The following is an 11,927-nucleotide window of genomic DNA, read 5'->3' on the forward strand; positions in this document are numbered from 1 at the left end:
CTTTATGAGATAGTCCCTTAAAATTCCATTTCTACATATTTTGAAAACCTAAAATCCCCTATTCCACTAGAAACATCTCTTAAATAGTCAGATCCATCTACAGATGAAATTTTAAGCTGTACTAATCCATTATCTGGCCGAATATAAAATATACGACTAGGATCTTCAATCGTTCCTTTAGGAATTTTCAACCAAACGAAACCGTGGTCCTTTGCAAGAATTAAATGTAAATCATCTAAGAATCGCGTTCTGTTTATATCAAACCACCAAACTGGCACGGTTGTATTGATGCTTGAATAATTGGTATTGGAATTATTTAATTCTATTTTACCTAGGAAGGAATTTACAATTTCCATAGCCTGCCACTTTCCCACTTTCTTTCGGGCAGAATGGTCATATCGAGATTCACTTTTTCGGGTCAATATTTCAGACGTTTCATTCCCTATATCCTTTCTCGCTTTCTGCAGAACAAGTTGCAATCCTCGATTATGGACGTATAAGTAAATAATCACAACTATAAGAATAACTATGATGATAACCAGTATAATGATCATTACTTTATGTCTATTGAAGCCCTTAAGAGCCCTAGAATCTCCTTTCCAATATACAAATTTAAGCTGTTTTTACTATCAACAACTTCTATAGATGCAACCTTGCAATTAGTGTTTATATCTTCTTCTTCATTTTCCATCTTCCTTTTAATAGTTCCTTTATGATATTTCCCTTTTATAGAATCAGTATGTCCACAAAACGGATAAAGTAGCATGCTTAAATCCACATTCCAATACATATTGTAAACATACATTTGCTTCAAGTCATTATCACATGGAAACTTGGGATCTATCATTTTCCATTTAGTGTCAATGACATAATCTTTCCCATCCAGATCTTTTATTACTATATCTGGTTTTATCCTTTTGCTATTCCAAAAGTCCTGCTGATTTTGAAAGTGGATTTTTGTTGGTGCTTCACTGGCTCTAACCAACATCCGATAGACATATTCTTCCCAAAGCTTGTTCATATCGAATAGCAAGGCCAACATATTTTCATCCCCTCCTTTTATGTCGGGAGAGTAATTGAGGATTATCATCTTAGCAATCTGCAATGCTTCTTGATAAGGTTGGTTTTTTCTATTTATAACAATTTTATCAAAATGTGTTTTATGTATTTCAATTTCTTCAATCTCAGGAAAGCTTAATAAAGTCCGATTAATTTTATCTTGTAAGTAGGGATTAGTGGAAATGAGCTTTAGCACCTTTAATCCTTTGAGTAATATCTGATTAAGTTCGTGCTCTTTACTGTATACTTGATGTCTTGTAAATACACGCTCTTTGTGCACAACATTTCTTTGAATATTTTGTGCAAATTGAATCTGTCCCTTAAAGGTTTGAATGTTTTTAGAAACTGGTATATATTTCTTTATCAGCCCTTTATGAATGAGTTGATTTACTTCTTCAATATACTTTTCAAAGTATAAATCCAGTAAAGAGTTGTATCTTTTTGAAAGACTAGCTTCTGATGCGGCACTTATTTTTATTTTTTTGCAGTATTTCAACATTGACAATAGCACCTTTTGCCATTGTTCGCGCAGAACATCATCTTTATCAATTCTCTGAGTTCTATTCGTTTTGGGAAGTATTTCAATTACAGTACTTCCAATTTGGATTACTCCCACATAACTATTGAATTTAACACCATTTCGAATAGCTTGAAAATAAACATTTCTATTGGCATCATTATAAGCCCATAACTTATCGATAACTCGTTTGCCCACTTTTTGACTAGGGAAAAAATCTGAGTCAGCCATTAATTTTTCATACTCAAAAACGCGAATTGGAGCTCTCATTTAAATTGATTTAAAATCCCAGGCTTTAGGAGATTTAATTTTATAAACCGCACGTTCTTCAAGGTCACTAATAATATCACTTTCGTAACCATTAAATTTAGAAAACACACTCCTTTCATTTTTTTTCTTCTCAACAAAACTATCGCCCAATACTAAACCGATCTTTCCATAATCTCCAAAGAAATATTCTTCCAACAACGGAATTACTTCATTCTTAAAGCATGCCTTTAACGAACGCAAATCTTTTACCTTTAAAAAGTACGAATGGCCGATCCTATGATCCTTGTCTATCAGTTTTTCAATCCTACGATTAATTTTATCCAACAAATCATTTAAATTAATCTCGTCAACCACTCCATCCTTCGCTTTGCCCTCTTCTATAATAAGTTTAGATTTCGGAGGAATTTCCCTAAAACTAAACCTCCTTCTTAGAGCGGAATCTAATGCCTCTACACTCCTATCGGCAGTGTTCATTGTGCCAATTATATATACGTTGCTCGGAACATTGAATTTTTTTTTAGAATATGGAAGTACCACTTCTAATGTTTCATTCCCTCCAGCCCGCTTATCATCTTCAATAAGTGTTATAAGTTCTCCAAAAATAGAAGAAACGTTACCGCGATTGATTTCATCAATTATTAGTACATAAGGCTTAATTTTTTCTTCATGAGCTATTTCCCACAGAGTCCCTTGCGGAACGAAAAATTCCATTTTCAATTTATCATGGTCTAATTTATAGATACTCCGCTGAGTAAAATTAGTATCATAAATATCTTCAATAGGAATGTTTTCATTAACAAATATCCATTCCACTTTTCTAAAATGGGTATACCTAATAGGTGAGTCATCACGATATTCGTAATCACTTGTGACCTTACCCAGAGCTCTAACAAATTGATTTCCATTGCTAATAAGCACATAATTATCCTTTGATAATCCATGAATAAAAGTACTGAGCTGACTACCTGCTGAGCTACTTCTATTGTTTTCTTCACAATCCTTTTTTATTTCGGATTCTGTCATTCCTTTGTAATTGGTATCCTGTCCAAAACCAATAGCTATGCAGTTATTATTAATGCAGTAATCATAAATTTGTTGGTCGTCAGGATTATTGGACTCCCCCAATGAAAGTTTATAAAAAAATGACTTGCCGAACTCCTCTTCTGACCAAGATATCTTTCCTTGCTTTTTTAATTTACTGGCACTTTGACTACTATCGGCTAATTCACATATTCTTTTAAATATACCAGGCAATACGTCATAGTAAACGTTTTTGTCCTCATTAGTTTGAGGTTTTATACCTTCCACAAAATCCTCATAACTAAATGATTGGTGAAACGTGCAAAAAGCAATTTGTCCCTTGGTGTCCTTCCAATCGGTAATTAATAATTCACGATATCTTTCAGTTAATTTTTTTCGATCCTTCTTATTTTGAATATAAAAATCATTATCTACAATTTTAATGGCTTCGTTTATGGTATTATAAGTTTTACCTGTACCCGGGGGCCGAAAAATATTTGATTAAGTGGTGTTTTCATAATGCTAGGAGGTTTAATCGGTTCGTTCTTTTTAACTGGCTTTATATTCTTCAGCCATGCCTCATAAGAGATTTGGTAGAAAGGCTTAGTGGTCTGTTCTCTTATTTGCGCTAATATATTCTTATAGTCGGCATAGGACTCAAAGTTTGGATCAATATCAAAAACATCTCTTAAGTAAGGCTTCGTAGGGGCATTAATTGGAAAATTGTTTTCGGGATCAACATAAAAGAGTACTTCCGTTAATTTGGTTCTGCCTACTCCCTTAATTTTCAACATATCTAAAAATAACTCTTCAGTTATTCTGTTCTCAGTTATCGCATAAAAGAATGACCACAATCGATTAATCTCATTATTTATTCTAAAAGGTTTATAAGGGAAAAGCCATACTTTTTGAGGGTTAGTGGTAGGAATGCCAAAATCATCTTTTGGAATGGGAAGGTCAATCTTCCTCGCTAAGTTTTGTAAGATTTGTAGGCGTTGGGTAAAGTATTTATTGATATAACAGAAAAAAGTCAAAGGATCTATTTCCTCAAGCGGGACCATATTGTTATTTTCATCCCTGTCATTAAATAAGTCACATCCCGAATCCTTTAATAATTGAATCAATCCGAGTTGGTCATATTCCTTACCTTTTAAATATTCTACTATGCCTTTATAAGTGGGGAGCCAAGTATAATGTGTGTTTTCTGCCATTCCCAATATTGTTTTATATTCCTCTTCAGTTGCAGTGAAATTAGTTCCTTGATTTCCTGCCTTAAAACTTGCAAATTCTGGAAGGCTTTTTATTTCTGAACTAAGTATTGGATTTTCAACCAAGTTTTTCGTGATTTTTATTTTTACTCGATCATTATCACTGTCAGTAGCAGACGATGATAAATAATATTGAAACTCTTCTGGTTCTTCTACTATCATCCCTACCTCTGAAACTACTTCAGCCAAAGCATAACATCCCGATTTTTCACCCGTTTTCCATAGAATAATCTTATCTCCAGCCATAATTTTATCTTTATGGGTAGTGACCTTCCAGCTTTTCAAATGGTCATTGCGCAATGCATTCGTTATATCATATATATTCGGATTGCCTTGAAAAATCCAATAGTTTATAGTTTTTACTGAGCCGAATTTACTCTCCAGAAATTTAAAATAATTCTTTTTGCCTAAAATTGCCTTTGGTATGCCACTTCCCTTGTCCTGACTATACTTATTAAAGTTTTCTATGTCCGGATTAGTGTTTCCGTATACATTTTCAGATATATAATTTATTAAATCCTTATAACTTTCTTTACTAGCTAAAAATAAATTACGGTCTGCAAAATAACTGTTAATCTCCTCAAGCCTATTACTAACTTCTTCAATTGAATTGTTGTAATACTGCTTATAACTACTAGGTCCATTTCTTAATAGCCAAGCTGCAAATTCTTGCTTTACATTTGAGTTTACATTTTCCCCTTTGTCAATTATCTGAAAGCCTAATGCCTTAATATATTTATTGGTAGGATTCCCTCCTCCTGGATGCCATAAGTACTCCCCTGTTGCGAACTCATGGGCCAGCCGCATCGTATCTTTTGGCGGATAGGTTTTACCTTGATGTAGAATATCATACTTAGTCGAGGCTCTTATACCAATATCACCTTTATCTATTTCTGCAAAGGCTTTGAGTACGTGATCTCTTTTTATTTTTTCAGGTTCAAAAGACATGTTGAATTTGTTTATAATTGATTTTATTTCAAAACTTTAGCATCAAAATCAGGATTATTATCCATAATTTTTTTAATTACAGTAAAGCCAATAATAAGCTATTTATTTATTTCGTTAAATCATTATCCCCTCTATTTCTCTCTTTGGGACCGCTTTAACGACAACATTTTAATCTGCAAAATTGTTCGTCTGAGGTAATATCATACCAATCTTTTAGCCTCTCAATAGATTACTTTAAAGTCTCACATAATTCCTTATTGAGAAAAAACATAACATTACCTGCTTTAACTTTTCGGTTTTTATCACTATGTAGTCTTACTCTCCTTTCCTCAATATCTTTCAATAAATCTTTCAATCTATAAACTTTAGGATTTCCCTCTACATCCGAAACAAAGCAAATTCGATATGAGTTTTTATTTTGGAGATAAAACTCCCATTCATTTTTAGATAAATGAAATTCAGATAGGTCTCCACTAGTACCTTTGCACTCATAATAAACAGTGCTACCTTTATCCTTAACTATAAAATCAAAAGACTTATAACTTTCTCCATCTCTATTCATCCATTCTACGGATTCCCACTTTTTATTACTCAAAACTGTATATAAAAACTCTTCAGCCTTACGGCCAATTCTAGAATTGTATTCGCTGTTTTCATGTATAGCAACTTCCTCATCTGCATTCAGTAACTTATCTTTATCTTTTAATAATGCTATGATGTTTTGGAGTTGTACGGAAATCCCTTGTAGTGTATTGGTATGAGAATCGACTTGAATTTTTAATGACTCAAGTGAAATCTGGGTGGTACTATCTTCAGTAGTATTATTATCTTCTTCTTTACTTGGTGGTTCGCTATTTTCATTTCTTAAAGTTGAGGATTCATTTTGTATTACGGTTTTAAAAATATTTTCCTTTATAACATCAGTAACTACATCCACTTTTAAATTAATTAATAATGACTCTAACTTTGTTGTGTCAAAATCTAATTTACTTAAGTTTACGTAAACTCCTCCAGTCTGATTGCAAACTATGGAACACCTTTTTCGGGCTACATCATTTTGTGAAATACCTATAATATGAATTTTCCCTACAAATTGATATTTTTTGATGTATTCTAATATGTGCTGTTGCCAGTTCTCTGGTGTATTAATATGAACATTATTATCACCATCTGTTATAACCAAAATATGACTCTTTCGTTTTCCACTCACTAATAATTTTGAGCCAAGAGCCCAACAAAGCGCAGTAGCCCCAGGTTCGGGATCTTTGATTTCTTGAATTTTATGAATAAAGAGATTTTTTGAATATTTACCATTATAATGAGTTTGAAAGTAAGGTTTCACATCCCGCTTTCCATTTATTAATATAGGTTTTAACTCGCTATCTAGACTTTCATGAGTTTTGAAAGATTTTATTGTAATGTTTTCAAAAAGAGAAATTGTATCATTTAGGTTCTCTATCAATATTTTTTTCACCAAGGTTGTTCTTGTGTTTCCATCAGGTAGCAAATATTTATTTTCTTCTAAAGAACCCTTTAGGTAACCCATACTTCCACTCCCATCAATCAATATGTCTAGAGTTTTTGTCATAGTTCGATATCTTTGTTTTGAAATGATGACTGTAACTCTAAACATATATTCTCAAACATCGGGACTAGGTCTTTCAAAAACCTGTGATTGAATTTTATTTCTTGAGTGTCTTTCGCGATATCGATATTATCGTTTTTTGAAATGAAATTTTGCAAGTATTCATTACTTTGCTCTAACTGGCCAAAATTGTGCGCAATGTTATTTCTGAGGGTTTGTAAACACATTAAATCGCTCCACATTCTATTTAAGTTATCGTTAAAATTAATTCCCACGACATTAACTAAATACGATTTAATAGCAAGCTATAAAGTGGGTTGCCTCTTCCGGATCTCCTTTAGATCAGTTTTAATCTTATACTGTCTTTGAGCAAAAGCACATAAGGAAGTAAACCGTTTTTCGAACATCCCCATTATAATAACTAAGGTGCTATGCCTATTTAATTGAGGGTAAAAATCTTTATAAATTTCTTCAATACTGTGTAGTGCTAAATTATCCAAATTGCGGAAAGTTTCTATAAATTGGACATCATATTCACCGTTATGAATTGCGTCTACTTCTTTATATTTATAATAGGAATCCAGAGCATTTTGATTATTGATTTCATTGTTTTCGATATACTCTGCCATTAGTTCAATATCTAAACTAACCTCTCGATCATACCAGTAATTAATATCAGCTAAATAAAAACCGTCCGTAATCTTCTTCATAACTACCTCAAAACTTTAGCATCCCAATTCAAATCAGGATTATCATCAATGAAATTTCTAATAACATCAAAACCACTGGTGAACCATTTTTTTATTTCACCATCAACATCTTCAGCATCAATAAAATTGTATAGTTTGATATTTCTGTTAATCATAAACCCGTGCTCATTTTTATTTGCAACATCGAAATCTTTCAGCACGGATACTCGTTCGAGTATTTTTGGGCCTAATGGATGGGTAAGACTTAACCAAAGCTGGAGTTGAAATGTCACGTCCCTAATATGAAAAGCGAGTAAAATTTCTGAATGATAGTTTTTATGCTCTTTAAATAGATCACTGATTATATAATATACTCTATGCCCTTCAATTATCCGTTTATAAGATTGAAAATTATGCCCATGCGTCAAGGTTTTCGGGAAATAATTTTGGAAGATTTTCTGTCCTGATTCTAAATGAAGAATGGCAGTACTATAAGCATCATAAAAATTCTTTAAAGCAATAACTCCATCAGTAGTAATTTCCTTTTTTCGAGCCATATTTTGTGATTTTAAAAAGTTATAATAATTAGTTACTAATACGTTCTCAGCAAACTCTCGCTGAAGCCAATCGGCTATCTCATACCAACGATACTGTTTGAAGCGGGGAGAAATATTTATTTTTACATCACTCCATTTGGTTATGTATCTTAAAACAGTTTCCTTTTCTCCTTTAAATGATTCCAACACTTTCTTGTATCTCTCCAGTTGCTCAAACCCTTCTACCGAGTTTACTTTGTTTTCAATAAAACAAATGCAATTATCACTCTCAAGAACCATATCCACTATGCAGTTAGGATCTTCTGATAAAGGATAATATAATTGAGTGGATACATTATATGCTCCTAAAGGTAGATCCAAGAAATCGACAACAAAAGAGTTCAATATCTCTGGATAACAATTAAGAATCCCGGCAAAACACTCCGTATTAAAATCCTCAAGAGGAGTATGTTGACTGTTATTGTTTCGATAGAGTTTGTAGAGATTGTTAAACATATGTTTTCTAAAAATATCTTTTAAACTTTTTAAATGTATTGGTCTGTTTTAAGCCATACAACTCCAAATCAATCACGAAATAATTAAACAAAAATGCATCTGAGTCTCTAATGGGGAATTTATGGTAATAGGGAATATCAACATATCGAGGAAAAAACTCCTTTACGAAACCTAAGCTATTCTTGCCTTTCTTATTAAACTCATTGTTATATGCTTCCAATTTATCTTTTGGAACATAGGGCATAAAACCGTGATATAAGTATTCTACAATCCTTCTATTCATGACTAATTCTAAAACTCTAAAATTTATCCAATGAAATTTATATATTTCTTAAATTCAAATACAGCTTCTTCTATTTTAGCATTCCCAAAACCTACGAGATTGCCCTTTTCTTTTTCGGTTAACAATATTCTTTTAAATTCCTGTAATTTATAATCATTGGTAAACAATGAATTTTCAAGATTGTATTCGTTTAATATCGCCAAACAGCATTTTTCTAAAGTTATAATTCAATCAGGATTTTTATTAAGCGTGCTATTTGCCTGTATTACATCAATGAAGGATTCCTCTTTTTTATAAGTGATTTTAGGCTCCTCGACAATGTTCTCTTTTTTTATAACCCATTCAACTATTGGAGATTTTGAATCGGTAATTTGAGCTGTATCCAAAAATCTATCTAACCTGTGTTCATCAATCGATCTATTTAAAATGAATTCTGAAGTATAATTCTCAATAATTTTCAAGACATCATCCATAGTCTCCAAAGGCTCTAATAAGATTTTCGAAATATTAGCATATCCATATGCGGCACCCCATAAGCCATAAGTCAAACCATAATTCTTATATTTATTTTTTTCCATATAATCCTGTAGTTTATCCATTTCACTATATCGTGCCATAAAACAGGACAATGATTGTAATGCCAGATTGGAAGATTCTTCAATTTTAAAACCAACCCCAACAGTTTTTAAACTTTTATACAACCGTCTTAAATATTCTATATCCTCAGTACTAGATGTGTTGTTTAGTTTCAATGCTTGTGCAGTATTTTGAATGATATCAAGTCTTTGTTGTGCAATTTCATCTGTTGTAGATAATTCTAATCTCGATAATAATTCATTTATAATAAGATTGTATGAATTATTATCACTATCTGACAGCTCGGAAAACTCGGCTTTTTTTACTGATAAATCCTTTTCAACGCTAAAAGGAAGATTCTCGAAAGTTACGGAAAGAGATGTTTCTTTTTGATATTCAGATATCTTGGAAGCAATCAATAATCTGTAGTCATTGAAGGTTTCTTCTAACACTTTATAGCCATGAGATGATGGGCGGGAGAGAAATTTTTCCGCATTATCAATCAACGCATTTAATAATTCATCAATCCCATATAAATCCTTATTCCTTTCTTTTAAAAAAACTGAAACAATTGAATAAATTGAGTTGTTGGTATTATTATATTTAAGCGTTTGGAATAGCTCAAGCTGATCGTTATTTATCCCAAACGAATTTTTAAAAAATTTGTCTAATTCTATTTGTTCGTTCTCACTAAATAATATGCTTATCCTTTCCTTTATATCTTTAAGATGACTGAATTCGGAAGTTGTTCGTTTTTTATCAACTCTCTTCGGAGACTTTCTCTCATTCGAAACAACAGAAAGCTCATTTATTAAAACAGAATAAGAATTAATAAAATCCTGAAAATACCGTTTCCCTTCAGCTATTTCATCGGGTTGTTCCTTTAATTTTCCTGCCACAAACCCATATATAAACCCTTTAAGTTTGTTGATTTTTTGATCAATCAATATTTGTTCGTGATTTACATTTTTATAATCTCTGACTGAATCAAGAAATTTCTCATCCCAAGAAACTATATCAAACCTGTAATCATCAATTAAAAAAATGTTTGCCAAGTAGAGATCTGAATGCTTTATTTCCAGACTTCTTCTTGTTGAAGCCATTAATTTACTTTTTTCTATATCGCTCGACACAATAAAAAAGCACTCCTTCCAATTTAGGTAAATAGTGGAATCTGTTTGTAAAACAGTTACTTCTCCACTTCTTACCTCCCTGAGATTATTTGAAAAACATGATTTAGGTATAGCCACATAAATTCCAAATTCTTCTCGGTCACTTTTTAAAGCATCCACAATTGTAACCTTACTATATGCCAAAATGGAATTAGGAAAAGGATTTGCACTGATTCGCTCAAATCTCTTAAAACCATAGCCCCTTTTTTCATAAAACGAAAAAGGGGATATACTTTCGGATGAAAGAATATTATTAAAGTTCAAGCTATTGACGGGTATGTAATAATAATTGTTCATACGCTAATTATTAAAAGGGTAAATCATCATGTTCCTCTTCATCATCAAAATTATTCGATATTTCAAGATTATAATTATTGGATACTGAATCACTAGAGTTCTTACTTCCGTTACCTAGTTCTATAACTTCAAATAAGTTTTTTGACACTTTTTCCAATGAATGCGATAAAGAATCCGTGTACAAAATGAACAAATCCAGGTATGTTCTTGTTAGTGCCACATAAAGAGGATTTCCATCTGCTTTTTGTAAAAAAATACTTGAGCAATTAGGAATAAATACAGCTTCAAATTGCAACCCTTTCGCACTGTGATATGTTAGAATCTTTGGGTTTTCACTATGGAAATTTAAAGTGAACTTAGTATCATTTGGCCAGCTAATATCATATTTAGCTTCAACCCGAAAGTTCTTCCCCTTGTAATATTCATCAGCAGCTTTAACCATATTATTATCTGGAAGAAGAATACCAACATCTGTATATCCACGTTCCTCTATCGTATCAGAAATAAAATTAAGTTGCTCTTGCCAGGATCCGGCCTTTACTAGAAATGGTTTATTAGCTCCTTCTTTTGTACATCTACTTTCTAGCGAATCTCCAGTTCCATTAATATATTCAGCAACTCGTGCTATTTTCTTTGGCAATCTATGGTTTAAAACTAGTTGCTCCATTGGCAAAGAAGTATGATAGGCAATTTGCTCCATAGTCATTAAATTCTGCTTTAAACCTTTATAAATTTGCTGTGCGGAATCGCCGAATAATATTAAAGCCTTTTTCGCCGAATTTTGAAGTTCCATTAACTCTTTTCGGGAGAAATCCTGAACCTCATCTATTATAACGTAATCGGCATTTGGTTGTCTTAAACCATTTTTCCATCTATAATGGTGTACTACGCGGTCCTGCGCCAACCCCGTTTCGTTAACACCATCATTAATAAATTGACGCAAAGCTTTGGTGTAAACTATAAAATAATAACTGCCAAGATTAGCCTCGCTAATTTCTCGTGCCTTCCATAATGCCAAAACGGTTTTACCTGATCCAGCACAACCTTTTACTACAAAGGACTGGTCTATTTTCTTTTGGATTATGGGTGTCTGAAAATCATCCATCTCAGACTCATTGATATACCAAGCTTCTCTTGCCATAGAAATTAATATTTTAATTTTGCTAAAAAATATTCATACTTTGCCACTTA

11 protein-coding genes are annotated in these 11,927 nt (G+C 32.3%); all 11 read right to left on the bottom strand.

Translation table 11 applies throughout. The annotated features are described in order from the left end of the window. Positions 1 to 17: 17 nt before the first annotated feature. The gene (locus EI546_RS03610) at positions 18 to 554 is read right to left on the bottom strand and encodes a hypothetical protein (RefSeq protein ID WP_128249263.1); all 537 of its coding nucleotides are present in this window, start codon (positions 552 to 554) and stop codon (positions 18 to 20) included. Continuing rightward, positions 554 to 1,846, bottom strand: a complete 1,293-nt coding sequence (locus tag EI546_RS03615) for an McrC family protein (RefSeq protein WP_128249264.1) — start codon at positions 1,844 to 1,846, stop codon at positions 554 to 556. The genes EI546_RS03610 and EI546_RS03615 overlap by 1 nt, the downstream gene beginning before the upstream one ends. Further along, positions 1,847 to 3,154, bottom strand: a complete 1,308-nt coding sequence (locus EI546_RS03620) for an AAA family ATPase (protein ID WP_128249265.1) — start codon at positions 3,152 to 3,154, stop codon at positions 1,847 to 1,849. Positions 3,155 to 3,318: 164 nt separating this feature from the next. After that, positions 3,319 to 5,082, bottom strand: a complete 1,764-nt coding sequence (locus EI546_RS03625) for an EVE domain-containing protein (RefSeq protein WP_128249266.1) — start codon at positions 5,080 to 5,082, stop codon at positions 3,319 to 3,321. Positions 5,083 to 5,311: 229 nt separating this feature from the next. Then, on the bottom strand, positions 5,312 to 6,670 hold the full coding sequence (locus tag EI546_RS03630; protein WP_164905163.1) for a protein NO VEIN domain-containing protein: 1,359 nt from the start codon (positions 6,668 to 6,670) through the stop codon (positions 5,312 to 5,314). A 302-nt stretch (positions 6,671 to 6,972) separates the two neighbouring features. Further along, the gene (locus tag EI546_RS03635; RefSeq protein ID WP_128249268.1) at positions 6,973 to 7,377 is read right to left on the bottom strand and encodes a hypothetical protein; all 405 of its coding nucleotides are present in this window, start codon (positions 7,375 to 7,377) and stop codon (positions 6,973 to 6,975) included. A gap of 2 nt (positions 7,378 to 7,379) precedes the next feature. Continuing rightward, positions 7,380 to 8,408: a PD-(D/E)XK nuclease family protein gene (locus EI546_RS03640; protein WP_128249269.1), complete on the bottom strand. Its 1,029-nt coding sequence runs from the start codon at positions 8,406 to 8,408 to the stop codon at positions 7,380 to 7,382. Between the two features lie 7 nt (positions 8,409 to 8,415). Further along, complete coding sequence (locus EI546_RS03645) at positions 8,416 to 8,691, bottom strand: hypothetical protein (protein WP_128249270.1); 276 nt, start codon at positions 8,689 to 8,691, stop codon at positions 8,416 to 8,418. 23 nt (positions 8,692 to 8,714) lie between these two features. Next, positions 8,715 to 8,894, bottom strand: coding sequence for a hypothetical protein (locus EI546_RS03650; protein WP_128249271.1), 180 nt, complete (start codon positions 8,892 to 8,894; stop codon positions 8,715 to 8,717). A gap of 24 nt (positions 8,895 to 8,918) precedes the next feature. Continuing rightward, positions 8,919 to 10,736 carry a hypothetical protein gene (locus EI546_RS03655; protein ID WP_128249272.1) on the bottom strand — a complete coding sequence of 606 codons (1,818 nt, stop codon included), beginning with the start codon at positions 10,734 to 10,736 and terminating at the stop codon, positions 8,919 to 8,921. 10 nt (positions 10,737 to 10,746) lie between these two features. Continuing rightward, positions 10,747 to 11,877 carry a DNA/RNA helicase domain-containing protein gene (locus EI546_RS03660; RefSeq protein ID WP_128249273.1) on the bottom strand — a complete coding sequence of 377 codons (1,131 nt, stop codon included), beginning with the start codon at positions 11,875 to 11,877 and terminating at the stop codon, positions 10,747 to 10,749. Positions 11,878 to 11,927: the final 50 nt, after the last annotated feature.

This window comes from Aequorivita sp. H23M31 (genome assembly GCF_004022485.1).
GTDB classification, from domain to species: Bacteria; Bacteroidota; Bacteroidia; order Flavobacteriales; family Flavobacteriaceae; genus Aequorivita; species Aequorivita ciconiae.